Annotated in this window: 21 protein-coding genes and 1 riboswitch; of the genes, 12 read left to right on the top strand and 9 right to left on the bottom strand. The window is 72.5% G+C overall.

All coding sequences use genetic code 11. The features are described from left to right. Nucleotides 1–254 precede the first annotated feature (254 nt). Nucleotides 255–737, bottom strand: coding sequence for a flavin reductase family protein (locus IO29_RS15750; RefSeq protein WP_234307533.1), 483 nt, complete (start codon nucleotides 735–737; stop codon nucleotides 255–257). A gap of 576 nt (nucleotides 738–1,313) precedes the next feature. Between IO29_RS15750 and cdgB the strand changes: the two genes are divergently transcribed. Both cdgB and IO29_RS15760 read left to right on the top strand, forming a co-directional pair. Further along, on the top strand, nucleotides 1,314–3,059 hold the full coding sequence (gene cdgB, locus IO29_RS15755; protein ID WP_030380088.1) for a diguanylate cyclase CdgB: 1,746 nt from the start codon (nucleotides 1,314–1,316) through the stop codon (nucleotides 3,057–3,059). A gap of 116 nt (nucleotides 3,060–3,175) precedes the next feature. After that, a complete protein-coding gene (locus IO29_RS15760) occupies nucleotides 3,176–4,186 on the top strand; it encodes a carbohydrate-binding protein (protein ID WP_030380089.1) in 1,011 nt (336 codons plus the stop codon). 58 nt (nucleotides 4,187–4,244) lie between these two features. Here the strand turns inward: IO29_RS15760 and IO29_RS15765 are convergent, their stop codons facing one another. From IO29_RS15765 to IO29_RS15775, 3 genes are all read right to left on the bottom strand, one after another. After that, complete coding sequence (locus tag IO29_RS15765) at nucleotides 4,245–5,174, bottom strand: 1-phosphofructokinase family hexose kinase (protein ID WP_030380090.1); 930 nt, start codon at nucleotides 5,172–5,174, stop codon at nucleotides 4,245–4,247. Between the two features lie 181 nt (nucleotides 5,175–5,355). Then, the gene (gene nagA, locus IO29_RS15770) at nucleotides 5,356–6,525 is read right to left on the bottom strand and encodes an N-acetylglucosamine-6-phosphate deacetylase (protein WP_030380091.1); all 1,170 of its coding nucleotides are present in this window, start codon (nucleotides 6,523–6,525) and stop codon (nucleotides 5,356–5,358) included. A gap of 7 nt (nucleotides 6,526–6,532) precedes the next feature. Continuing rightward, nucleotides 6,533–7,642, bottom strand: a complete 1,110-nt coding sequence (locus IO29_RS15775; protein WP_267881989.1) for an ROK family protein — start codon at nucleotides 7,640–7,642, stop codon at nucleotides 6,533–6,535. 185 nt (nucleotides 7,643–7,827) lie between these two features. On the opposite strand from IO29_RS15775, the gene IO29_RS15780 reads away from it, so the two are divergent. From IO29_RS15780 to otsB, 3 genes are all read left to right on the top strand, one after another. Then, entirely contained in the window at nucleotides 7,828–9,069 is a 1,242-nt protein-coding gene (locus tag IO29_RS15780) for an extracellular solute-binding protein (RefSeq protein ID WP_051707685.1), read from the top strand. Nucleotides 9,070–9,150: 81 nt separating this feature from the next. After that, nucleotides 9,151–9,411, top strand: a complete 261-nt coding sequence (locus tag IO29_RS15785; RefSeq protein WP_051707681.1) for a DUF3263 domain-containing protein — start codon at nucleotides 9,151–9,153, stop codon at nucleotides 9,409–9,411. Nucleotides 9,412–9,563: 152 nt separating this feature from the next. Next, nucleotides 9,564–10,469 carry a trehalose-phosphatase gene (otsB, locus tag IO29_RS15790; protein WP_030380095.1) on the top strand — a complete coding sequence of 302 codons (906 nt, stop codon included), beginning with the start codon at nucleotides 9,564–9,566 and terminating at the stop codon, nucleotides 10,467–10,469. A 190-nt stretch (nucleotides 10,470–10,659) separates the two neighbouring features. On the opposite strand, the gene IO29_RS15795 is transcribed toward otsB, so the two are convergent. Next, the gene (locus IO29_RS15795) at nucleotides 10,660–12,048 is read right to left on the bottom strand and encodes an alpha,alpha-trehalose-phosphate synthase (UDP-forming) (protein ID WP_030380096.1); all 1,389 of its coding nucleotides are present in this window, start codon (nucleotides 12,046–12,048) and stop codon (nucleotides 10,660–10,662) included. A gap of 199 nt (nucleotides 12,049–12,247) precedes the next feature. Beyond that, the gene (locus IO29_RS15800; protein ID WP_030380097.1) at nucleotides 12,248–13,192 is read right to left on the bottom strand and encodes a glucosyl-3-phosphoglycerate synthase; all 945 of its coding nucleotides are present in this window, start codon (nucleotides 13,190–13,192) and stop codon (nucleotides 12,248–12,250) included. A 131-nt stretch (nucleotides 13,193–13,323) separates the two neighbouring features. Next, nucleotides 13,324–13,485: riboswitch (SAM riboswitch) on the top strand. Between the two features lie 18 nt (nucleotides 13,486–13,503). Here IO29_RS15800 and thrC point away from each other — a divergent pair. The 5 genes from thrC to IO29_RS15825 all read left to right on the top strand — a co-directional run bounded on the left by thrC (nucleotide 13,504) and on the right by IO29_RS15825 (nucleotide 19,205). Then, nucleotides 13,504–14,796 (top strand): threonine synthase, encoded by a 1,293-nt coding sequence (gene thrC / locus IO29_RS15805; protein WP_030380098.1) that lies wholly within the window; start codon nucleotides 13,504–13,506, stop codon nucleotides 14,794–14,796. 94 nt (nucleotides 14,797–14,890) lie between these two features. Beyond that, complete coding sequence (locus IO29_RS15810; protein WP_030380099.1) at nucleotides 14,891–15,166, top strand: MoaD/ThiS family protein; 276 nt, start codon at nucleotides 14,891–14,893, stop codon at nucleotides 15,164–15,166. 475 nt (nucleotides 15,167–15,641) lie between these two features. Further along, nucleotides 15,642–15,845 carry a cold-shock protein gene (locus IO29_RS15815; RefSeq protein ID WP_003986833.1) on the top strand — a complete coding sequence of 68 codons (204 nt, stop codon included), beginning with the start codon at nucleotides 15,642–15,644 and terminating at the stop codon, nucleotides 15,843–15,845. A gap of 307 nt (nucleotides 15,846–16,152) precedes the next feature. Then, nucleotides 16,153–17,778 carry a chaperonin GroEL gene (groL, locus tag IO29_RS15820; protein ID WP_030380100.1) on the top strand — a complete coding sequence of 542 codons (1,626 nt, stop codon included), beginning with the start codon at nucleotides 16,153–16,155 and terminating at the stop codon, nucleotides 17,776–17,778. A gap of 284 nt (nucleotides 17,779–18,062) precedes the next feature. Further along, complete coding sequence (locus IO29_RS15825) at nucleotides 18,063–19,205, top strand: NADH:flavin oxidoreductase (RefSeq protein WP_030380101.1); 1,143 nt, start codon at nucleotides 18,063–18,065, stop codon at nucleotides 19,203–19,205. A gap of 49 nt (nucleotides 19,206–19,254) precedes the next feature. Here IO29_RS15825 and IO29_RS15830 read toward each other — a convergent pair whose 3' ends face one another. The 3 genes from IO29_RS15830 to IO29_RS15840 all read right to left on the bottom strand — a co-directional run bounded on the left by IO29_RS15830 (nucleotide 19,255) and on the right by IO29_RS15840 (nucleotide 21,213). Beyond that, nucleotides 19,255–19,836, bottom strand: a complete 582-nt coding sequence (locus tag IO29_RS15830; protein WP_030380102.1) for a hypothetical protein — start codon at nucleotides 19,834–19,836, stop codon at nucleotides 19,255–19,257. A 43-nt stretch (nucleotides 19,837–19,879) separates the two neighbouring features. After that, complete coding sequence (locus tag IO29_RS15835; protein ID WP_030380103.1) at nucleotides 19,880–20,413, bottom strand: GNAT family N-acetyltransferase; 534 nt, start codon at nucleotides 20,411–20,413, stop codon at nucleotides 19,880–19,882. A 122-nt stretch (nucleotides 20,414–20,535) separates the two neighbouring features. Continuing rightward, nucleotides 20,536–21,213 carry a DedA family protein gene (locus IO29_RS15840; protein ID WP_420705380.1) on the bottom strand — a complete coding sequence of 226 codons (678 nt, stop codon included), beginning with the start codon at nucleotides 21,211–21,213 and terminating at the stop codon, nucleotides 20,536–20,538. A gap of 116 nt (nucleotides 21,214–21,329) precedes the next feature. Between IO29_RS15840 and IO29_RS15845 the strand changes: the two genes are divergently transcribed. Both IO29_RS15845 and IO29_RS15850 read left to right on the top strand, forming a co-directional pair. Further along, nucleotides 21,330–22,451 (top strand): sensor histidine kinase, encoded by a 1,122-nt coding sequence (locus IO29_RS15845; protein ID WP_030380105.1) that lies wholly within the window; start codon nucleotides 21,330–21,332, stop codon nucleotides 22,449–22,451. Beyond that, the gene (locus tag IO29_RS15850; RefSeq protein ID WP_030380106.1) at nucleotides 22,442–23,086 is read left to right on the top strand and encodes a response regulator; all 645 of its coding nucleotides are present in this window, start codon (nucleotides 22,442–22,444) and stop codon (nucleotides 23,084–23,086) included. The genes IO29_RS15845 and IO29_RS15850 overlap by 10 nt, the downstream gene beginning before the upstream one ends. The last annotated feature ends 14 nt before the right edge of the window (nucleotides 23,087–23,100 follow it).

Below are 23,100 nucleotides of genomic sequence, written 5' to 3' on the forward strand. Positions count from 1 at the left end.
GAATGTGACGCCCCCCGGTCGTCGGGTGTGAATGCGACGCCCCCCGCGTCATCACACTCCGGGTCATCACACTCCGGGTCATCACAACTCGCGTCATCACACTTCGCGTCGTCCCACTCCGGTTCGTTCCACCGGGCCGTCCTCCCGGGCGTCCCCCTCGCGCCGGCAACCCGTTGCCGTCCCACCCGTTGCCGTCCCACCAGTTGTCCGTCTCTCCGTTGTCCCCCTGTCCGCCCGCCCCCTGTCCCCCACCCCTATCCGAGCGCCCGATACCGCCCCCGGAAGTACGTCAGGGGACCCGCCCCCGAATCCGGTGCGGTGGCGGTGAGGACGCGGCCGACGACGAGGGTGTGGTCGCCCGCCGGCACCCGCTGTTCCGTGCGGCACTCCACGGTCGCCAGCGCACCCCCCACCAGCGGCGCCCCCGACGCCCGGCCGCGCACGTAGGCGATGTCCTCGAACAGCAGCCGGTCGCTGATGCGGCCCTTCATCGCGAACCGCCCCGCGATGTGCCGCTGGCTCTCGGCGAGCACCGAGACCGCCCACAGCGGCTGTTCGTCGAGCAGTTCGTCCATGCGGGAGCCCTCGCGCAGGCTGACCATGACCAGCGGCGGGTCGAGGGAGACCGACAGGAAGGCGGTGGCCGTCATGCCCACGTCCTCCCCGCGCGGGCCCTCGGGGTCCAGCGCCGGTTCGTGCGCGGTCACCAGGACCACGCCCGCGGCCAGGCGGGACATGGCGGCACGGAACTCGTCGTCGCTCACCCCTTCAGCATGCCCGCCGACGGCGGGACCGGGGCCGGCGGAACGGTCGGACGAGAGGGGCTGCGGAGGGATCTGCGAGGTGTTGAGCACGGTCACGACGGTAGTTCCCGTGTGCGCGAGGGCGCATCGGGCCAGGGGTCCAGACGGGTCCTAGGACCGAGGCCGCAGCCCGGACCGGTGACGGGCGGCTGCCGGCACCCGGCGACCGGCGCCCCTCCGCGCGAGGATCCGTAACACCCACGCGCGATGATCCGTAACGCCCACGCGCCCGCCCCCGGCGTCGTATGCTCGCAGTCGTTCACGGGGACCCCACAGGGCATTGAATTGTGTTCCGTAAAAGACCGCGTTCCGTGAAGAAGACGGGAAAAGCAGAAACCCCTCTCAAATGCTCACCTTTTACTGTGACTTGAGTCACAAGGTGCGTATTTTGTTGACCCTGTGTGCCGAGTGGGCAGCGCGCTGTGATTCAGTAGCGGTGAGGATGCAGGGCGTACGCCGAAGACAACCCTGGGGTTACGGAGTTACCGCGAGATCTCGAGGGGAGGGCGCATGGAGACCGACTCGGAGCCGTACGTCCGTCTTGCGACTCTGCGGAAGCTCCACGAGGTCATGGCGGACATCCATACCGCCCGCAGTCTGGCGGACACGCTCCAGACCGTCGCCGACGGCGTGGTCAACGGCCTCGGATACGAACTGGCGGCCGTCAACCTCGTACGCCCCGACGGCGACCTCGTGGTCGCGGCCCTGGCCGGAAACTCCACCGTCGAACAGATGATGGCGGGCCGGGTCGGCTCCCGCGCCGCCTGGAACCGGCGGCTCAACATGGGCGAGGCCTGGGGCGACCTGCGCTTCATATCCCACGCCGAGGGCTGGATCCTCGACGACGACGACGTTCCCCAGTGGCGTTCCGACGGCCCCGAACCCCGCTTCGAGGACGAGTGGCACCCCTCCGACCGCCTGTTCGCGCCCCTGTACGGCCCGGGCGGCAGCGGTTCCTCCGGCGAGCTGATAGGTGTGCTTTCCGTGGACCGGCCGCGCAACGGCCGGCGGCCCGGGGCCTGGGGCCGTGAGGCGCTCCAGATGTACGCGTTCCAGGCGGCCACCGCGATCAGCAATGCCCGGCTGCGCGCCAACATGCAGCGCGCGCTGGTGCGGCTCGAACGGGACCAGCAGGCGCTGCGCGCCAGCGAGGAGTCCTTCCGGCAGGCCTTCGAGTACGCCCCCTCCGGCATGGCCATCGCCGAGATGGGCGGCGACCAGCACGGCCGCATCCTGCGCAGCAACGACGCGCTGTGCCGACTGCTCGGCCGGCCCGCCGCCTCGATGCGCCGCTACTCCTTCTCCGACCTGGTCCACCCCGAGGACATCAGCACCCTGCTGCGCACCTCCGCCGAGGGCGGCCGCGCCGAGCTGCGCCTGGGCCGCCGGGACGGCACCTACGTCTGGGTCTCGCTGCGCAACTCCGTCGTCGCGGACGCCGCCGACGGGCCCCGCTTCCTGCTCACGCACGTCGAGGACATAGAGGAGCGCAAACGGCGCGAGCTCCAGCTCGCCCACCGGGCCTCGCACGACTCGCTCACCGGACTGCCCAACTCCGCCGAACTGCGCTCCCGGCTCTCCGCCCGGCTCTGTCAGCGCCCGTACGCCGTGGCCGCCGACGGGGCCGAGTCGGCCGACGCGGCGCACGGGCAGTACGGCGGGCACACGGCGTTCGGCGGGCACACGGCATTCGACGGCTTCGGCGAGCCGGGCCTCACGGACACGCCCCCGGGCGGCCACCCCGCGGTCTACGACACCGGCGGGCACGGCTTCGGCCCGCTCTCGGCCAGGGGACCGTACGACGGCTTCGACCACCATGTGCACACCGTCGCCCCGTCCGACGGGACGGACGACGGCACCAAGGGGCTCGCGGTCCTCTTCTGCGACCTCGACGGCTTCAAGTCGATCAACGACCGCTTCGGGCACAACGCCGGTGACGCCGTCCTCGTCGAGGTGGCCGGCCGGCTGACCCGGGGCGTGCGGGACGGCGACACCGTCGCCCGGCTCGGCGGCGACGAGTTCGTGGTGCTGGCCGACGGCCTCGGCCGCGCCGACGCCCAGGACCTCGCCGTACGGCTGCGCAACGAGATCATCCAGCCCATCCGGGTCGACGGACGGGTCATGCGGGTGGGCGCCAGCTTCGGCATCGGCTGGGCACACTGCGGCATGACGGCGGACGAGGTGTTGAAATCCGCTGACGAACGGATGTACGTCGAGAAACGATCCCGTCCCAAACAGCACAGGCGTGCGGGATAGCTCCAGCTCACCGCGGGGGTGAGCAGGAAGACACCGGTACGGGCCTCCGGAAGCGGGTACGCTCGCAGTTCAGCCCAGCACGCATCCGCACCCCCACCCGCTAGGAGCACCAAGGGATGACGCCCGGCAACAACGGCGCGAGCACGCCCGAGGACGACGACCCGTTCGGCTACCTCTACGCCGACGGTCAGGCCAACGGAGCCCAGCCGCCGAGCGGCGGCTACGGCTACCCCAACTCGGTCAACAGGGTGCGGGCGGTCGGTCAGCGGCAGTACGGCGGCGCACAGCAGCCGCAGCAACCGCAGGCGACCGGCCAGTACGGGCAGGCGGGGGCACCGGGGCAGACGGCGGCGTACGGACAGGTCCCGCAGCAGCAGGCGTACGGCACCTACGGGCCACCCGGACAGCCGAACCCGCACTACGCGGCCCCCGAGACCGTCCCCGGCGGGGCGCCGCCCAGCCACCGGGACCCGGCGGGCGGCAACGGCGGCGGGCGCGGGCGGGGCCCGAACACCAAGGGCCTGCTGATCGGCGCGATAGCGGTGGTGGCCGCCGTGGTGATCGGCATCAGCATCGCCGTGCTCGGCGACGACTCCGACGGCGACAAGAAGAACACCGCGGGCGACACCACACCGTCGGCGAACCAGAGCCCCTCCCCGAGCGGCTCGGACTCGGACGCCTCCGGTGACACGGAGGAGCTGCCCAAGATCGACGCCAAGGCGCTCAAGCTGGAGGGCGGCGCCACCATCGCCTCGGAGGTGGAGGGCGCCGAGGCCGACGGCGGCAGCTATGTGACCGGCCTGAACACCGTCGGCTCCCAGGTGACCTGGACCGTCAACGGCATCCCCAAGGACGGCGCCTACACGGTGTTCGCGCACTACAGCGCGGCGGGCGACGACCAGTCGATGACGATGACGGTCAACGGCAAGGAGTTCGGCAGCAAGATGAACCTGGGCAACTTCGCCCACGCCAAGGACGGTGACTTCGCCAAGGGCTGGACCAAGACCTACGTCTGGCCCACGCTCAACAAGGGCACCAACACGATCACCCTCTCCTGCCAGGACGGCGACAAGTGCGACGTCCTCCTGGACCAGCTCTGGCTGAAGGAAGGCCAGGTCAAGGACTGAGGCGCCGTTACGCGGCCGCTGTCTCGGATGCCGTCGCCGTCGCCGTCTCCGGATGCCGTTACGCCGCCGTCGTCTCCGGGGTCACCGCGACCCGCGTGAGCAGCTCCTCGTAGTCCCGCCGGTCGAACTCGCCCGCCGTCGGCGACAGGACCGTCGCCGCGGACAGGGCGGTGGCACGTGCCAGCCGGTCGGGCCACGGCAGGCGTTCCACCAGGGCCGACAGCAGGCCCGCCACCGCCGAGTCGCCCGCGCCCGTCGGATTGCCGCGCAGTCCGCGCGGCGGCACCGCGCGCCAGCGGCCCTCGGCGTTCACCGCGAGCAGCCCCTGCGCGCCCAGCGAGGCGACCACCGTGTGCGCGCCCCGGCGCCGGGCGTCCCGGGTGGCCTGCGCGGGGTCGTGCGCCCCGGTCAGCTCGGCCAGCTCCTCCGCGTTCGGCTTGACGATGTCGGGGCGGGCGGCCACCCCCCGGCGCAGCGGCTCGCCGCTGGTGTCCAGGAGCACCGGCACCTGATGCGCCCGCGCGGTACGGACCAGCCCCGCGTACGCCCCCACCGGCACCCCCGGCGGCAGGCTCCCGCACAGGGCGACCGCGGCGGCCGAGCCCAGCAGCTCCTCGTAGGCCCGCTGGAACGCGGACCACTCGGCGGGAGAGATCAGCGGCCCCGGTTCGTTGAGCTGGGTGGTGTCGCCGGTGGCGGCGTCCACCACGGCGACGGTCCGCCGGGTCGCCCCGGCCACGGGTATCAGCGCGTCCACCACGCCGGGGCAGTCGGCCAGCCGCTCCCGCAGGGCGTCGCCGGTGCGGCCGCCGGCGAAGCCGGTGACGGTCGCCCGGTGGCCGAGCGCGGCGAGCACACGGGCCACGTTCAGGCCCTTGCCGCCGGGCCGTTCGGTCACCTCGGTCACCCGGTGCGCGGTGTGCGGGCGCAGCGCGGGGACGCGATAGGTGAGGTCGAGAGCGGTGTTCAGTGTGACCGTGAGGATCACCCGGGCCGACCTCCCTCGGATCGTGCGGTGACGCGTGTGCGTACTCCCAGCGTGCGTGCTGTCTCCACAGTGCGCGCGCCGGTGGCGGTTGAGGAGACTCGATCATGCCAAAGAGTCGGTGGTCGGCCCAGACCCCCGGGCCCACCACCGACCCCCGAGGGGCAGTCAGAAGCTGGGCGAATCAGCCCAGTTGGGGATCGATCACCCACTCGCCCCGGCGCATCACGCCCTTCAGCGTGAACTCCTCGTCGAGAACGACCAGGTCGGCATAGGTGCCCGGCGTCAGCGAGCCCACCTCGTCGGCCCTGCCCAGCAGCCGCGCGGGGTTGACCGAGAGGGCGGCGACGACGTCCTCGACCGGGAGCCCGTCGACCGTGACCGCCCGCTGGAACGCCCGGTCCAGGGTGAGCGTGGACCCGGCGATCGAGCCGCCCTCCACCAGCCGCGCCACGCCGTCGCTGACCTCGACCTCCAGCGGGCCGAGCAGATAGCGGCCGTCGCCGAAGCCGGCCGCGTCCATCGCGTCGGTGATGAACGCGACTCGGGCGGCGCCCGCGTGACGGAACGCCAGTTGGAGGGCGGCGGGGTGCAGATGCGTGCCGTCGTTGATCAGTTCGACGGTGACCCGCTCGTCCTCCAGCAGCGCGGTGACCGGGCCGGGGGCGCGGTGGCCCAGAGTCGGCATCGCGTTGAACAGGTGCGTGGCCACGGTCGCGCCCGCGTCGATGGCGGCGACGGTCTGCTCGTAGGTGGCGTCCGTGTGCCCGACCGCGGCGATCACGCCCTGTTCGACGAGCAGCCGTACGGAGTCCAGGCCGCCGGGGAGTTCGGTGGCGAGGGTGACCATCCGGGCCTGCCCGCGGGCCGCGTCGACCAGCTTGCGCACCTCGGCCGGGTCGGGGTCGCGCAGCAGGGCGGCGGAGTGGGCGCCCTTGCGGCAGGGGGAGATGAAGGGGCCCTCGAAGTGGATGCCGGCCAGGTCGCCCTGTTCGGCCAGTTCGGACAGGAGCCCGGCGCGCTGGGCGAGCTGGTCCGTCTCCTCGGTGACGGTGGAGGCGACGAGGGTGGTGGTGCCGTGCTCCCGGTGGGTGCGGATGCCGGTCAGCACGTCCTCGACGGAGCCGGAGGTGAAGGAGGCGCCGCCGCCGCCGTGGTTGTGCAGATCGACGAAGCCGGGGACCAGCCAGTGGCCGGACAGGTCGACGGTGGCGGTGCCGGGCCCGGTGGCGGGCTGGGCGTCGGCGCCGGACGCGGCGGTGATGCGCGCGCCCTCGACGACCACGCGGCCGTCGTCCACGATCCCGGTGGGCAGCACCGTCCGGGCACCGGCGAGAACCTTGCTAGGGGCCATCAGGTGGTTACCTCCGAGGAATCGAGGGATCGGTAGCGGGGTCGGTCGAGGGAGCCGAGGGAATCGAGGGAATCGAGGGATCAGCGGTGTCGCGGACGGGGGGAACGACCGGCGCGGGTTCCTTGCCGGGGGGAACGACCGGCGCGGGTTCCTTGCCGGGGGGAACGACCGGCGTGGGTTCCTTCCGCGGGCCGCCGCCCGCGGCGTGCAGGTCCCAGGCGAGCAGCCCCGCGCCCAGACAGCCGGCGTTGTCGCCCAGGCCCGCGTGGACGACGGAGGGCAGCTTCTGGAAGGTGACGCGGTCGCGCAGGGCCTGACGCAGCGGGTCGAACAGGGTGGGCCCGGCCTCCGCGAGCCCGCCGCCGATGATCAGCGTGCGCGGGTCGAGCAGGGTGAAGGCGGTGACCAGGCCGTCGGCGAGCGCGTCGACGGCGGCCTGCCAGACCTCCGCCGCCCGTGCGTCCCCGGCGGCCACGGCCCGGGCGCAGTCCGCCGCGTCCGCCTCCGGGTTCCCGCAGGCGGCGGCCCAGGCCTGGCCGACGGCGGAGGCGGAGGCGTACCGCTCCAGACAACCGCGCTGCCCGCAGGGGCAGTCGACGCCGCCGGGCCGGACGACGACATGGCCGATCTCGCCCGCGAAGCCGTGCGCGCCCGCCTCCACCCGGCCGTCGATGCCGATGGCGCCCGCGATACCGGTGCCCAGCGGGACGAACAGAAAGCGGTCGGCGCCCTGACCGGCGCCGATGCGGCCCTCGGCGAGGCCGCCGGTGCGTACGTCGTGGCCGAGGGCGACGGGGACGCCGCCGAGCCGCTCGCTCAGCCGGGCGCGCAACGGCACGTCGCGCCAGCCGAGGTTGGCCGAGTAGACGGCCACGCCCCGCTCGTCGTCGACGATGCCGGGGACGGCGACACCGGCCGCGACGGCCGGTTCACCGAACTCGCTGAGGCCGTGGGCGCGGAGTTCGGCGGCGAAGTCGAGGACCGCCGTCGTCACCGCCTCGGGGCCCCGTTCGCGGCCGGTGGGCCGGCGCGCGCGGTACAGCAACTCGCCTTCCGCCCCTACCAGGGCGGCCTTCATCCCGGTGCCGCCCACATCAAGGGCGATGACGTGTTTCACGTGGAACAGTGTGACGCTCGGACCCGGAGAGGTCTAGTCCACTAGTGTGGTGTAGACCTTATAGCTGAATCGTTTCGGCATACGAGACGGTAACCACACACAACCAGCGGAAACAGGAGTGGTCGGTGCGGCGGCGCGGGGCGCGGAGGACGACGGTACTGGGCGCGGCGGTCACCGCACTGGGGATGACGGCGACCCTCGCCGGCTGCGGGGGGCCGGGCGGCTCCGGGGACGTCACCCTGAAACTGGTCGCGGCCGACTACGGCGACTCGGCGGCCAACTCCTCCAAGAAGTACTGGGACACGCTGGTCGACGCGTACGAGGACAAGCACCCGGGCGTGAAGGTCGACGTCAGCGTCTACTCGTGGAACGACGTCGACCGCAAGGTCAAACAGATGGTCGACGCGGGCGACGCCCCCGACCTGGCGCAGATCGGCGCCTACGCCGACTACGCGGCCGCCGGCAAGCTCTACCGGGCCTCCGATCTGCTCTCCATCCCCGTCCAGGCCGACTTCGTCCATGAACTGAGCCAGGCGGGGGAGCTGAACCGGGTCCAGTACGGGATGCCGTTCGCGGCCTCCACCCGGCTGCTCTTCTACAACAAGAAGCTGTTCGCCAAGGCCGGGATCAGCCACCCGCCCACCACCTGGAACCAACTGGCCGCCGACGCGCGCGCGTTGAAGTCGGCCGGGGTGACGACGCCGTACGCGCTGCCGCTGGGGCCCGAAGAGGCGCAGGCCGAGACGTTGCAGTGGCTGCTCAGCGGCGGTGGCGGCTACACCGACAGCATCGGCAACTACGACCTGGACTCGGTGGAGAACGTCGCCACGTTCGGCTGGCTGAAGGACGAGCTGGTCGGCAAGGGGCTCACCGGGCCCGTCGCGCCGGCGAAGCTCAACCGGGCGGACGCGTTCGCCGCGTTCGCGCGCGGCGAGGTGGGGATGCTCAACGGGCACCCCACGCTGATGAAGGCGGCGCGGGCCAAGGGCCTGAAGTTCGGCATGGTCCCGATGCCCGGGAACGGCAGCGGGAACGGGGACGGGGACGGCCAGGAACGGGCGTCGATGGGCGTGGCCGACTGGATGATGGCCTTCAAGCAGCACGGCCACCAGGAGCAGATCGGGGACTTCCTCGACTTCGTCTACAGCGAGAAGAACGTGCTGGCGTTCTCACGCGAGTACGACCTGCTGCCGGTGACGACGTCCGCCTCCGAGGACATGGCCTCCTCCGCCCAGGACGCCGACCTCGCGCCGTTCCTGGAGCAGCTGCCGGGCGCGGAGCTGTACCCGGTGGGCAAGACGTCGTGGGCGACGGTGAGCGCGGAACTCAAGAAGCGGATCGGGACGGCGGTCTCGGAGCAGGGCAGCGCGGCGGCGGTGCTGGGGCAGCTCCAGCGGTCGGCGATCCGGGAGGACGTAGGGGAGTAGGGCACCGGGCCCGGCCCGGTGTCCGCGGCCCGGGGCGTTGTCAGTGGGGCGTTGTCAGTGGTGGGCCCTACTGTGGAACGCATGGAGGAACCGGAGAGCGTCGGGGGAGAGCGGCCGGAGGAACTGGGCGCGCGTGAACGGGCCGTGCTGGCCATGGAGCGGCGTGGCTTCGCCGGCCCCGGCGTGAAGGAGCGCGCGATACGTGAGCGGCTCGGGCTCGCCCCCGTCCGCTACTACCAGCTGCTCAACGCCCTGCTCGACGATCCCCGGGCCCTCGCCCACGACCCGGTGACCGTCAACCGGCTGCGGCGGGTGCGCGAGGCCCGGCGCGCGGAGCGGTAGGCGGACGCAGCGGTAGGCGGACGCAGCGGTGGGCGGCCCGGCGGCCGGGCCGGGCGCACGGCTCAGGCGTACGGGCGGCTCGGCGTACGGGCCGGACAGGCGTACAGGCGGGACAGGCGTACGGTCGGGCCCGCGCGGATAGTGTCGAAGACATGGGCAGCCACACGGACTCCATGGACCCCGGGGACGCGTCGCACCGCACGGGTGACGCCGTCCCCACCGATCCGACCGTTCCGACCCCCGCGACCGCGGCCGGGCGCGAGGGGCTGGAGGCGATCCTCGCCCGTCCCGGCCGGGCGGTCCTCGCCTTCGACTTCGACGGGACGCTCGCCCCGATCGTCGCCGACCCCGAGCAGGCCCGGGCACACCCCGACGCGGTGCCCGCGCTCGCCGCGCTCGCGCCGAAGGTGGCCTCGGTGGCCGTCGTCACCGGGCGCCCGGCGGGGGTCGCCGTCCGCCACGGGGGGTTCGCCGGGGTCGCCGGGCTCGAACACCTGGTGGTGCTCGGGCACTACGGCGCCGAGCGGTGGGACGCGGTGACCGGCACGGTCAGCGCGCCGGCGCCGCACCCCGGCGTCGCCGCCGTGCGGGCCGAGCTGCCGGGGGTGCTCGACGGGGTCGGGGCGTGGCGCGGGACCTGGGTGGAGGAGAAGGGCGGCCGGGCCGTCGCGGTCCACACGCGCCGGGCGGCCGATCCGCAGGCCGCGTTCGAGGCGCTGCGCGTGCCGCTGTCCGAGCTCGCGGCCCGGCACGGACTGATCGTCGAGCCGGGGCGGATGGTGCTCGAGCTGCGGCCGCCGGGGATGGACAAGGGGGTGGCGCTGTCGGAGTACGTGCGGGAGGTGGGTGCGGGGGCGGTGCTGTACGCGGGGGACGACCTGGGGGATCTGCCGGCGTTCGCGGCGGTGGAGGGGTTGCGGGGGGAGGGGGTGCCGGGGGTGCTGGTGTGCAGTGGCAGCGAGGAGGTGGCGGAGCTGGCGAAGCGCGCGGACGTGGTGGTCGACGGCCCCGCGGGCGTCGTGCGGGTACTGCGTGCGCTGGCGGCGCGGCTGGGGTAGACGGGTCTTTCGCCCGCCGCCCTTACCCTTCCCGTCCCTTCAAGGGGCTCCGCCCCTTGGACCCCGGCACGGGGCTTCGCCCCGTTTCGCGCGCTTCGCCCCGTTTCGCGCCCACGCGGCGGAGCCGCATGGTGACACAGCCCCGCGCCCCTGTCAGGGGCGCGGGGAACCGCGCGATCCAGTCCTGCGCTCAGTCCTCCAGCGCGTGCAGCTGGTCCAGGAACCAGCGGGACGGGGGGAGGGCCGTGCCCGCCGCCGCGAGCCGCTTCGCGCGTTCGGCGCGCTCGCCCGCCGGCATGGACAGCGCCTCGTGCAGCGCCTCCGCCGTCGCGACCACGTCGTACGGGTTCACCACCACCGCGTCCTCGCCCAGCTCCTCGTACGCCCCCGCCTCCCGCGACAGCACCAGCGCGCACCCCTCGTCGGAGACGAGCGGCACCTCCTTGGCGACCAGGTTCATGCCGTCCCGTACCGGGTTGACCAGGGCGACGTCGGCCAGCCGGTACGCCGCCAGCGACCGTGCGAAGTCGTCCTCGACGTGCAGCAGCACCGGCGTCCACCCGTCCGTGCCGTAGCGCGCGTTGACCGACTCGGCCACCCGGCGCACCTCCTCGGTGTACTCCCGGTACACCGCGAGATCCTGGCGGGAGGGGTAGGCGAACGCCACGTGCACCACCCGCTCGCGCCACTCAGGGCGGGAGGCGAGCAGCTGCTCGTAGGCGAGGAGTCCGCGCACGATGTTCTTCGACAGTTCCGTCCGGTCGACCCGGACGATCGTCTTCCGGTCCGGGCCGATCTCCTCGCGCAGCACCGCCATCCGCTCGGCCACGTCGGCCTCGTGCGAGCGTGCGCGCAGGAAGTCGGCGTCGGCGCCGAGGCCGTGCACGCCGATCCGTGTGGAGCCGAGCCCGCCGACGAGCGCGTCCGCGCACGCGGTGAACGCGTCCGCCCAGCGGTGGGTGAGGAAGCCGAGCCGGTCGGCGCCGAGCATGCCGCGCAGCACCTGCTCGGCGATGTCGTCCGGGAGCAGCCGGAAGTAGTCGACCGGCGCCCACGGCGTGTGCGAGAAGTGCGCGATCCGCAGATCGGGGCGCAGCTCCCGGAGCATCCCCGGGACCAGGGTCAGGTGGTAGTCCTGCACCATCACGGCCGCGCCCTCGGCCGCCTCCTCGGCCAGCGCCTCGGCGAAGGCGCGGTTGTAGGCCTCGTAGGAGGCCCACTGGCGCCGGAACTCCTGATCGAACACCGGTTCGAGTGGGGTCTGGTACAGCATGTGGTGCACGAACCAGAGCACGGAATTGGCGATGCCGTTGTACGCGTCCGCGTGCACATCGGCCGGGACGTCCAGCATCCGTACGCCGTCCTCGCCGGCCCCGCGCCGCACCGCCTCGCGGTCGCCGTCGCTCAGCGCCGAGCAGACCCACAGCGCGCCCGCGTCCGGCCCGATGGCCGACAGCCCGGAGACCAGCCCGCCACCGCCCCGTTTGGCGTGCAGCGAACCGTCCTCCCGCACCGTGTACGAGACGGGCCCCCGGTTGGAGGCGACCAGGACCTGAGCAGCACCGAACGTGGAAGCCATACGCCTGAACCTAGCCCGGCCCCGAAACCCTCAAACGTGGTGGAGGCGGATCACGGTGAGGGTCGCGCCACGTATCCGGCCCGTGCGCCCGACGACGACGGCCGCCGGCGCCGATGGAACGGCGTCTCCGGCCGACGGGACGGCGTCTCCGGCCGGGGCACACGTCCCGCGCGACCCGCGACCCGCGACCCGCACCCCCCTACGCCACCCTCCGGTCCGCGTACTCCGCGATCTGTGCCATCGGGGGGCGCTCCTCCGTGTCCACCGGATGCGTGTGCGGCTCGAAGCCGTTCGGGCCGCGGTCGAACTGGGTGAGGGTGGGGCGCAGCAGATGGCCGCGGGCCAGGCGGAGCTGGGCGGTGCGGTAGATCGCGGCGGCCATGCGCCCCAGCGCCTGGCCGTCCTGGTGGCGGTGGCGGCGCACGCCGACGTCGACCTGGGCGAGCGCGTCGAGGCCGACCGTGTGCAGCGCGTCCACCAGCATGCCCAGCTCGACGCCGTAGCCGACCGGGAACGGCAGCTGTTCGAGCAGCGAGCGGCGGGCCGCGTACTCGCCGCCGAGCGGCTGGACGAAGCCGGCCAGCAGCGGCCAGTGCATGTTGAGCAGCGGGCGGGCCATCAGCTCGGTGACCCGGCCGCCCTGCCCGGCGGCACCGGCCAGCGGACGGTCGTACATCGCCTTGACCAGCTGCACCTCGGGATCGGTCAGCAGCGGTCCGACGATGCCGGTGACGAAGTCGGAGGAGAACTCGCGCAGATCGGCGTCGACGAAGCAGACGACGTCGCCGCGGGTGACCAGCAGCGAGCGCCACAGCACCTCGCCCTTGCCGGGGACGGCCGGGATGCGCGGCAGGATCGCGTCACGGTGCACGACCCGCGCGCCCGCCGCCGCGGCCACCTCGGCGGTGCGGTCGGTGGAGCCGGAGTCGACGACCACGATCTCGTCGACGAGCGGCACCTGGCGGACCAGGTCGCGGTGGATCGCGGCGACGATCTCGCCGACGGTCGCCTCCTCGTCGAGCGCGGGGAGCACCACGCTCACCGACTGGCCCGTGGCCCGCTTGGCGGCCATGACCTGGTGCAACGGGCGGTCTGCCACGGACCATGAGCGTGCGCTCAGCCAATGCTCGACTTCCTCCAGCACGGTCGGTGGCTCCCTCTGTGATCCATCTCGCGGTACGGACGACTCTCTCAAGTGTCCTGGCCTTCGGTTACAGTCTTGAACAACGCCGACGACCGCCGCATGCCGGGGTCGCCGACGTCACAACCGAATACCGCTCATCCAGAGGGGCAGAGGGACACGGCCCGATGAAGCCCCGGCAACCCTCCAGCCGGTCTCGTAGATCGCTGATCATCGTCGATCACTCCGCGAGGCTCCCGGCTAGGGAAGGTGCCAAATCCGTCTCACGGCGAGATGCGTCGTGAGGAAGATGAGGAGAAAGGGCCTCGCCTCACATGGCTGTGCAGACTGTCGCAGACACCACCCCCTCCGCCGCCGGTTCCGTCGATCTCGGCCCGGCCGCCGCCCTCTCCTGCCGCGAATGCGGCCACCGCGTGCCGCTCGGACCGGTGTTCGCCTGCGAGGAGTGTTTCGGGCCGCTGGAGATCGCGTACGACTTCTCGGCGCACGACACCGAGGAACTGCGCCGGAAGATCGAGGCCGGCCCCGCGAACATCTGGCGGTACGCCCCGCTGCTGCCCGTCCCGGCCGACGTCGCGACGAAGCCGAACATCAACCCCGGCTGGACCAAGCTCGTCAAGGCCGACAACCTCGCCCGTGAACTCGGCGTCACCGGCGGGCTGTACGTGAAGGACGACTCCGGCAACCCGACGCACTCCTTCAAGGACCGCGTCGTCGCCCAGGCCATCGAGGCCGCCCGCGCCTTCGGCTTCACCACCCTGTCCTGCTCCTCCACCGGCAACCTGGCCGGCGCGGTGGGCGCCGCCGCCGCCCGGGCCGGCTTCCGCTCCTGCGTGTTCATCCCGCACGACCTGGAGCAGGGCAAGGTCGTCATGGCCGCGGTCTACGGCGGCGAGCTCGTCGGCATCGAGGGCAACTACGACGACGTGAACCGTTTCTGCTCGGAGTTGATCGGCGACCCGGTGGGCGAGGGCTGGGGCTTCGTCAACGTCAACCTGCGGCCGTACTACGCCGAGGGGTCCAAGACGCTGGCGTACGAGATCTGCGAGCAGCTCGGCTGGCGGCTGCCCGACCAGCTCGTGGTGCCGATCGCCTCCGGCTCCCAGCTGACGAAGATCGACAAGGGGCTGCGCGAGCTGATCCAGCTCGGCCTGGTCGAGGACAGGCCCTACAAGATCTTCGGCGCCCAGGCCGAGGGCTGTTCGCCGGTGTCGACCGCGTTCAAGGCGGGCCATGACGTCGTACGGCCGCAGAAGCCGGACACGATCGCCAAGTCGCTGGCGATCGGCAACCCGGCCGACGGGCCCTACGTCCTGGACATCGCGCGCCGCACCGGCGGGGCGGTGGAGGACGTCGACGACGAGCAGATCGTCGACGCGATCCGACTGCTGGCGCGGACCGAGGGCATCTTCGCGGAGACGGCCGGCGGTGTGACGGTCGGCGTCACGCGGAAGCTGATCGAGGCGGGCGTGCTCGACCCGACGCTGACGACCGTCGTCCTCAACACGGGTGACGGCCTCAAGACGCTGGACGCGGTGGCGGGTACGGGGCTCACCGCGACGATCCGGCCGTCCCTGGACTCCTTCCGGGAGGCGGGGCTCGCGTAGGCGCCTCCCGCCGGATCCCCTTCCCGTTCCTCTTCCGTACGCGTTCCGCGCGCCCCTACGGGCGCCTCGCATCCGACCGGAGGTCATCACCCCCATGAGCGTCACCGTTCGCATCCCCACCATCCTGCGCACCTACACCGGCGGCAAGGCCGAGGTCGACGCCGAGGGCGCGACCCTCGGCGAGGTCATCGCGGACCTGGAGAAGAACCACACCGGCATCGCGGCCCGGGTCCTGGACGACCAGGGCAAGCTGCGCCGCTTCGTCAACGTGTACGTCAACGACGACGACGTCCGCTTCGAGCAGGGGCTCGACACGGCGACGCCGGAGGGTGCGGGCGTGTCGATCATTCCGGCGGTGGCCGGCGGCTGAGCGGCCGACGACCGAGCGGCCGGTGGCCGAGCGGCCGAGCGGCTGACGTTACCTTCGGTAATGTCGATCACTGTGCGTTCATCGGATTGCCCCCTCCGTAAGAGAAACGGAGGGGGCAATTCTGCATGGTTGAGCGCGGTACAGTTGGGGAACGCACCCCGGATTTCTGTGACCGGGGGAGGGGGATCCTGCCGCGCTTCCGACAAGAAGCAGCCAAAGTGTGCGGGCCTTTTGTGACTATTGCGCCTTTTGTGCGGCCCGACTTGCCCTGAATTCCGGGGAATTCTCCGTATATTCCCGACCCGTCGCGCTCAGATTTCTCGTCCGACTGACCTGTTGCAGACGGCAGTTGGACAGATACATTCAGCCGCGGTCGACGCGTTCCGGCGCACGCCCCCAACCGTTGGGGGGTGAGGTCTGACCCGGATCCGCGAAGTGCGGGTCCGTGCAAGGGCCAGTAATAGGGGAGTTGGGCATGGCTCAGGGCACCGTCAAGTGGTTCAACGCGGAGAAGGGGTACGGCTTCATCGCGGTCGACGGTGGTGCGGATGTGTTCGTCCACTACAGCGCGATCCAGATGGACGGTTACCGCACTCTGGAAGAGGGCCAGCGGGTCGAGTTCGAGATCTCGCAGGGTCAGAAGGGGCCGCAGGCGGACATGGTCCGCGTTGCCGGCTGACGCGCGCGCCGACTGACAGTTCGACGTGAACGAAGGGCTCGTGGGCACCGTCGGGTGCCCGCGGGCCCTTCGGTCTGTCCGGGCCCGCGGGCCCTTCGGCCGTCCGGGTCCGACGGGGTGGCGCTTGCACTCTCGGGGGGTGAGTGCTAATCATTGGCGTTAGCACTCACACGGTGAGAGTGACAACGAAGGACCGGGTCGGTGAGGCCCTGGCGAGGTGGGGCAAGGAACCATCCGCCGGTGCCGTCCGTCGCGGGCGCGGGCGCGGTCCGGAGCAATCCACCCCAGTCCGGGAGGACCACTTCACATGGCCAAGATCATCGCGTTCGACGAGGAGGCGCGGCGCGGCCTCGAGCGCGGCATGAACCAGCTCGCGGACGCCGTGAAGGTGACGCTCGGCCCCAAGGGCCGCAACGTCGTCCTCGAGAAGAAGTGGGGCGCCCCCACGATCACCAACGACGGTGTCTCCATCGCCAAGGAGATCGAGCTCGAGGACCCGTACGAGAAGATCGGCGCCGAGCTGGTCAAGGAAGTCGCCAAGAAGACGGACGACGTCGCCGGCGACGGCACGACCACCGCCACCGTTCTCGCCCAGGCGCTGGTCCGCGAGGGCCTGCGCAACGTCGCGGCCGGTGCCAACCCGATGGCCCTCAAGCGCGGTATCGAGAAGGCCGTCGAGGCCGTCTCCGGTGCCCTGCTCGACCAGGCCAAGGAGGTCGAGACCAAGGAGCAGATCGCCTCCACCGCCTCCATCTCCGCCGCCGACACCCAGATCGGCGAGCTCATCGCCGAGGCGATGGACAAGGTCGGCAAGGAAGGCGTCATCACGGTCGAGGAGTCCCAGACCTTCGGTCTGGAGCTCGAGCTCACCGAGGGCATGCGCTTCGACAAGGGCTACATCTCGGCGTACTTCGCGACCGACATGGAGCGCATGGAGGCGTCGCTCGAGGACCCCTACATCCTCATCGCCAACTCCAAGATCTCCGCGGTCAAGGACCTGCTCCCGCTCCTGGAGAAGGTCATGCAGTCGGGCAAGCCGCTGCTGATCATCGCCGAGGACGTCGAGGGCGAGGCCCTGTCGACCCTGGTCGTCAACAAGATCCGCGGCACCTTCAAGTCCGTCGCCGTCAAGGCCCCGGGCTTCGGTGACCGCCGCAAGGCCATGCTCGGCGACATCGCCATCCTCACGGGCGGCGAGGTCATCTCCGAGGAGGTCGGCCTCAAGCTGGAGAACGCCGGTCTGGAGCTCCTGGGCCGCGCCCGCAAGGTCGTCATCACCAAGGACGAGACCACGATCGTCGACGGCGCCGGCTCCGCCGACCAGGTCGCCGGCCGGGTCAACCAGATCCGCGCCGAGATCGAGAACAGCGACTCCGACTACGACCGCGAGAAGCTCCAGGAGCGCCTGGCGAAGCTCGCCGGCGGTGTCGCGGTCATCAAGGCCGGTGCCGCCACCGAGGTGGAGCTCAAGGAGCGCAAGCACCGCATCGAGGACGCCGTCCGCAACGCGAAGGCGGCCGTCGAGGAGGGCATCGTCGCCGGTGGTGGCGTGGCCCTGCTCCAGGCCTCCCAGGTCTTCGAGAAGCTGGAGCTCGAGGGCGACGAGGCCACCGGTGCCGCCGCCGTCAAGCTGGCGCTCGAGGCCCCGCTGAAGCAGATCGCCGTCAACGCCGGCCTCGAGGGCGGCGTCGTGGTGGAGAAGGTGCGCAACCTGACCCCGGGCCACGGCCTCAACGCCGCGACCGGCGAGTACGTCGACCTGGTCAAGGAAGGCATCATCGACCCGGCGAAGGTGACCCGTTCCGCGCTTCAGAACGCCGCCTCCATCGCCGCGCTGTTCCTGACCACCGAGGCCGTCATCGCCGACAAGCCGGAGAAGGCCGCTCCGGCCGGTGCGCCGGGCGGCATGCCGGGCGGTGACATGGACTTCTGATCCTCCCCGGGCCCGGCCACCCACCGGGCCCACCGAGGATCGGACGCCGGTCCGAGCCCGTCGGTGCGCTGAAGCAGCGCCGGTACGCGCGCGAGAGGGCGGCACTCCCCACCCCGGGGGGTGCCGCCCTCTCGCGTGTCCGGCGCCGCTCGTGGGGGAGGCGCGGGGCAAGTCACGGGGCCGGCGGGAATGCCGGGACGGCCCCCGCGCATTGACCCTCGTGTGCGCATTGCATGCGCGTGCACATAACGACCGGTTCTCCCACGTCCCCGAGGAGTCTCCCTATGACCGCCCCCGCCTCCGTCGCCACGTCCGAGTCCGGCGGCCGCGCCGCGCGGATCCTCTCCCGCCCCGTCGCCCTGAACGGCCTGACCGTCCCCAACCGCATCGTCATGGCGCCGATGACCCGGCAGTTCTCCCCGGGCGGCATCCCCGGCGAGGACGTCGTGTCGTACTACGCCCGCCGTGCCGCCGCGGGCGTCGGCCTGATCGTCACCGAGGGCACGTACGTCGGCCACGCCTCGGCCGGTGACAGCGACCGGGTGCCCCGCTTCCACGGCGAGGAGCAGCTGGCGGGCTGGGCGAAGGTCGCCGAGGCGGTGCACGCGGCGGGCGGCACGATCGTGCCGCAGCTCTGGCACATCGGCATGGTCCGCGAGGAGGGCCGCCCGCCCTTCGCGGACGCCCCCGCCGTCGGCCCCTCCGGACTGCGCATCGGCGCCGACGAGGCCACCGGCAGGGCGATGACCAGGCAGGACCTGGACGACGTCATCGCCGCCTTCGCCGACGCGGCCGCCGCCGCGGAGCGCATCGGCTTCGACGGCGTCGAACTGCACGGAGCCCACGGCTACCTCCTCGACCAGTTCCTCTGGGCCGCCACCAACCGCCGCACCGACGCCTACGGCGGCGACCCGGTCGCCCGTACGCGGTTCGCGGCGGAGATCGTCGAGGCCGTACGGGAGCGGGTGTCGCCGGAGTTCCCGGTGATCTTCCGCTACTCGCAGTGGAAGGGCGGCGCGTACGACGCGCGGCTCACCGAGACGCCCGAGGAGCTGGAGGCGATCCTCACGCCGCTCGCCGCGGCCGGGGTGGACGCCTTCCACGCCTCCACCCGGCGCTACTGGCTGCCCGAGTTCGACGGCTCGGACCTCAACCTCGCGGGCTGGTCGAAGAAGCTGACCGGCAAGCCGTCCATCACCGTCGGCTCGGTCGGCCTGGACGGGGAGTTCAACCGCTCCTTCACCGGTGAGGGCGCGCCCGTCCGCAGCATCGACGAACTCCTGGACCGGCTGGAGCGCGACGAGTTCGACCTCGTCGCCGTCGGCCGCGCGCTGCTCCAGGACCCGCAGTGGGCGGCGAAGGTGCTGGCCGGCCGCTTCGACGAGCTGGCCCCCTACGACCCGGCCGCCGCGAAGACCCTGAGCTGAGCCGGGGAAACCCTGAGCTGAACCGGGAGGCGGGGGCCGGGGCCGCCGCTCACAGGCCCCCGCCCATCGGTTCGATGTCGACCCGCACCGGGTGGCCCCACACGCGCAGCACCTCGTAGTCGGTGAACTCGTGCACCAGCCGGTACGCCATCGCCGGGCGGGGCCCCCGGCGCTGGGCGTTCAGATACAGCTCCGCCTCGCGCCGGTCGCGGCGCGGGGTGCCGCACAGCTGCCACTCCTGCCCGTTCCACGCCTCGGGCAGCCAGCGCTGCTGCGGCTGCGGGCGGTCCTCCCGCGTGCCGTACCGGGAGGCGACGCGCTCGCCGGGACCGGCCGCCGTCCGGCGCGGCCCGCCGCCGTCGTACTCCGCGCGCCGGGCCGCCCGGCGCCGCGTCTCGCAGAGCAGACACAGATCGGGCGCGTCCTCGTCCACCGGCCCGGTCGGGTGCTCGGCGCACCGGGTCGTCGGCCGGTCCCCGCCGACGCTCTCCTCCAGCAGGGCGAGCGCCCGCTTGAGATCGTCCCTGGCCTCGAACAGCTTGACGTCCGGTGTGTCGGTGCTCAGCTCCTCGCCATGATCCCCGAGCACCCGGAGCGCCCGCCCGAGCGCGGTGGCCTGTGCGTGGTTCATGTCCGCCAGGGTCGCACACGCCACCGACAGCGCGGGGCGCCGGTCAGGCGGGGGTGGTCCAGCGTTCTTCGCCGTCGTGCGGCTCGCCGGTCCGTCGCATGCCGAGGGCCGCCGCGACGGCGGCGGAGGCACGGTGGTCGGGGTGCACGTGGGCCGTGAGCGTCCGGACGCCCTGGGCGCGCAGCCAGTCGGCCATCACGGCGGCGCCCTCCTTCGCGTAGCCGTCGCCCTGGAAGGCGTGGCCGACGACCCAGGCCAGCTCGGCGTCCAGCGGCGGGGAGCCGCCGGGCCGGGACAGCGTCGCCTGCACGGTGCCGACCAGCACGCCGTCGGCCCGCCGCCGCAGCATCCAGTTCAGCCAGCCCTGTGCGTGGTCGGGCGAGTGCCCGACCGACTGCCGCCGGTAGCGCCGCGCCAGCTCGTCGCGGTCCGGCGGGGTGCCGCCGATATAGGTGTGCAGGCGTGCGTCGTCGAGGAAGGCCATGGCCTCGTCCGCGTGCGCGACGCGCAGCGGTTCGAGGCGCAGTCGCGGTCCTTCGAGCGGGGCGGCGATCGGCCAGGGGGAGGGCTCGGGCATGACGGCATTCTGTCCGCCAGGGGTGAACTCGACGGCCATCGGGGCCCCGTTCGGGTCCGACCGCTCGCCCTGCCCGGCCGGGGCCGGGTCCGGCGAGGGCGGCGCCCGCCGGCGGACGTTCTTCACTCACGGCGCGTCGGGCCGAGTTCGTCCTCCCGGCGTCGGCGCTGCCCGCCACCCGGCCGCAGGACCCGGAGCGCCAGGAACGCCAGCGCGCCGACGGCCACCGCCGCCAGCACGGCCTTGGAGTACAGGCCGACCAGATCCGTGACCTCGTGCCAGCGGGCGCCGAGCGCGTAACCGGCGGCGATGAAGGCGGTGTTCCAGACGAGGCTGCCCGTGCTGGTGAGGAGAAGGAAGACCGGCAGTCTCATCCGCTCCACCCCGGCCGGTACGGAGATCATGCTGCGGAAGATCGGCACGAACCGGCCGAAGAAGACGGCCTTGGTGCCGTGCCGCGCGAACCACGCCTCCGTACGCTCCACGTCCGACGTCTTCACCAGCGGCAGCCGGGCCGCCAGCGCGAGGACGCGGTCGCGGCCGAGCAGCGCCCCGAGCGCGTACAGCACCAGCGCCCCCACCAGGGAACCCGCCGTCGTCCACAGCACGGCGGCGACGACGTCCATGCGGCCCTGGCTCGCCGTGAAGCCGGCGAGGGGCAGGATCACCTCGCTCGGCAGCGGCGGGAAGAGGTTCTCCAGGGCGATCGCCAGGCCGGCGCCCGGGGCACCCAGCTTCTCCATCAACTCGGCGGCCCAGCCGGCGACACCGCCGACGGGCGTCTGTGCAACAGCACTCATGATCATGCCCAAAACGCTATAAAGCCGCAGGTCATGGCGGTATGAGGACGGCCGCACAGTCAGAGTGCGGTTTTCCGCAGGGTGCCCTGTGCCGGGCTCGGCTAGCGTGGCCGATCATGTGGACGTTCATCGGGCGCTGGCTCCGCCTCGCCACCGGCGTGCTGCTGGGCGGGCTGACGGCGCTCGCCGGGCTTGCCTGGGTCGCCGGGGGCGGACTGTGGCGGCTGCTCTCGCGCCGTCCGGAGGTCGCCTTCGCCGGCGCGCTCCGGCTCGCGAGGCTCGAGCGGCGGCGGCTGGCCGCGTTCCACGGGGCAGAGCTGGACTCGCCGCGCAGCGGGCGGATCGCGTTCTCCTACCTGGCCGCGCGCTGGCCGCTCGGGCTGTTCGGCGCTCTTGTGCTGGTGGCCGCGGTGCCCGGACTGGCCGCCGCGTCATTCCTGGTGTGGGGGTGGTTCGCCGGCGACATCCAGCACCCGCGCGCCGTGGTGCTTTCCGGGCTCGGCGGGCTGTTCCTGGTGTTCCTGTGCGCACAGGGCGCCCGCAGTGTGGCGCAGTTGGACGAGCAGTTGGCCCGCCGCTTCCTCGGGCCCAGCGAGACGGAGCTGCTGCGGCGCCGGATCGGTGAACTGGCCGAGACCCGCGCCGGGGTGGTGCAGGCGGTGCACGACGAGCGGCGGCGCATCGAGCGCGACCTGCACGACGGGGTCCAGCAGCGTCTCGTCGCCCTCGGCGTGCTGCTGGGCCGCGCCCGCCGCACCCCGGACAGGGACAAGGCCGGTGTGCTGCTGCGCCAGGCGCACGAGGAGGCCGCGCGGACCCTGACCGAACTGCGCGAGACGGCCTGGCGCGTCTACCCGGCGACGCTGGACGAGGGCGGGCTCGCCGCGGCGCTGGAGGGGCTGGCCGAGCGCTCGGCGCTGCCCGTGGAGGTGTCGTACGCGCTGGACGAGTCGCTCCCCGTGCCCGTGCAGACCGTGGCGTACTTCGTGGCCGCCGAGGCCGTCACCAACGCGATGAAGCACTCCGGCGCCACCCGCGCCGCGATCCGCGTCGCCCGGGAAGGCACGATGGTGCTCGTGCACATCGAGGACAACGGCGTGGGCGGCGCTCCGCGGCGGCCGGAGAGAGGCGGGCTCCTTGGGCTGTCCCGGCGGGTGGCCGCCCTGGACGGGCACCTGGCCGTGGACAGCCCGTCCGGCGGGCCGACCGTGATCACCGCGGCGCTGCCATGCGGGTGATGCTCGCCGAGGACTCGGCACTGCTGCGCGAGGGGCTGGCCCGGCTGCTGGCCGACGAGGGCCACGAGGTGACGGCCGCGGTCGGGGACGCCGACGCGCTCCTGGAGGCCGTGGCCGCCGGCCCTCCCGATGTCGTCGTGGCCGACGTCCGGATGCCGCCGACGCACACCGATGAAGGGCTGCGCGCCGCCCTGGAGATCCGCCGCCGCTGGCCGGGCACGGGGGTGCTGGTGCTGTCGCAGTACGTGGAGGGCCGCTACGCCACCGAACTGCTCGGTGACTCCGGCAGGCGCGTGGGTTATCTGCTGAAGGACCGCGTGATGCAGGTCGGGGAGTTTCTCGACGCGCTGGAGCGGGTGGGCGCGGGCGGCACCGCCTTCGACCCGGAGGTCGTACGACAACTGCTGGCCCGCAGCACCCGCACGGCCCCGCTGCGGCAACTCACCCCGCGCGAGCGGGACGTCCTCGATCTGATGGCCCAGGGCCACACCAACGCGGCCATCGCGCAGCAGTTGTACGTCTCGCAGAGCGCGGTCGAGAAGCACATCAACGCGATCTTCGACAAGCTCGGCCTCACCGGCACCACCGGCTACAGCCGCCGCGTCCTCGCCGTTCTGCGGTGGCTCCGCGTCTGACCGGCTGACCTGCC

This window comes from Streptomyces sp. NRRL F-6676 (genome assembly GCF_000725625.1).
Classification (GTDB): domain Bacteria; phylum Actinomycetota; class Actinomycetes; order Streptomycetales; family Streptomycetaceae; genus Streptomyces.

Bases quoted from the DNA above. Each gene is read 5' to 3' on its own strand.
- IO29_RS15845 (WP_030380105.1), top strand. From the start codon at position 21,330: ATGTGGACGTTCATCGGGCGCTGGCTCCGCCTCGCCACCGGCGTGCTG.
- cdgB (WP_030380088.1), top strand. From the start codon at position 1,314: ATGGAGACCGACTCGGAGCCGTACGTCCGTCTTGCGACTCTGCGGAAG.
- IO29_RS15785 (WP_051707681.1), top strand. From the start codon at position 9,151: ATGGAGGAACCGGAGAGCGTCGGGGGAGAGCGGCCGGAGGAACTGGGC.
- thrC (WP_030380098.1), top strand. From the start codon at position 13,504: ATGGCTGTGCAGACTGTCGCAGACACCACCCCCTCCGCCGCCGGTTCC.
- IO29_RS15825 (WP_030380101.1), top strand. From the start codon at position 18,063: ATGACCGCCCCCGCCTCCGTCGCCACGTCCGAGTCCGGCGGCCGCGCC.
- IO29_RS15750 (WP_234307533.1), bottom strand. From the start codon at position 737: ATGTCCCGCCTGGCCGCGGGCGTGGTCCTGGTGACCGCGCACGAACCG.
- IO29_RS15830 (WP_030380102.1), bottom strand. From the start codon at position 19,836: ATGAACCACGCACAGGCCACCGCGCTCGGGCGGGCGCTCCGGGTGCTC.
- otsB (WP_030380095.1), top strand. From the start codon at position 9,564: ATGGGCAGCCACACGGACTCCATGGACCCCGGGGACGCGTCGCACCGC.
- nagA (WP_030380091.1), bottom strand. From the start codon at position 6,525: ATGGCCCCTAGCAAGGTTCTCGCCGGTGCCCGGACGGTGCTGCCCACC.
- IO29_RS15835 (WP_030380103.1), bottom strand. From the start codon at position 20,413: ATGCCCGAGCCCTCCCCCTGGCCGATCGCCGCCCCGCTCGAAGGACCG.
- IO29_RS15780 (WP_051707685.1), top strand. From the start codon at position 7,828: ATGACGGCGACCCTCGCCGGCTGCGGGGGGCCGGGCGGCTCCGGGGAC.
- groL (WP_030380100.1), top strand. From the start codon at position 16,153: ATGGCCAAGATCATCGCGTTCGACGAGGAGGCGCGGCGCGGCCTCGAG.
- IO29_RS15760 (WP_030380089.1), top strand. From the start codon at position 3,176: ATGACGCCCGGCAACAACGGCGCGAGCACGCCCGAGGACGACGACCCG.
- IO29_RS15840 (WP_420705380.1), bottom strand. From the start codon at position 21,213: ATGAGTGCTGTTGCACAGACGCCCGTCGGCGGTGTCGCCGGCTGGGCC.
- IO29_RS15795 (WP_030380096.1), bottom strand. From the start codon at position 12,048: ATGGCTTCCACGTTCGGTGCTGCTCAGGTCCTGGTCGCCTCCAACCGG.
- IO29_RS15850 (WP_030380106.1), top strand. From the start codon at position 22,442: ATGCGGGTGATGCTCGCCGAGGACTCGGCACTGCTGCGCGAGGGGCTG.
- IO29_RS15810 (WP_030380099.1), top strand. From the start codon at position 14,891: ATGAGCGTCACCGTTCGCATCCCCACCATCCTGCGCACCTACACCGGC.
- IO29_RS15815 (WP_003986833.1), top strand. From the start codon at position 15,642: ATGGCTCAGGGCACCGTCAAGTGGTTCAACGCGGAGAAGGGGTACGGC.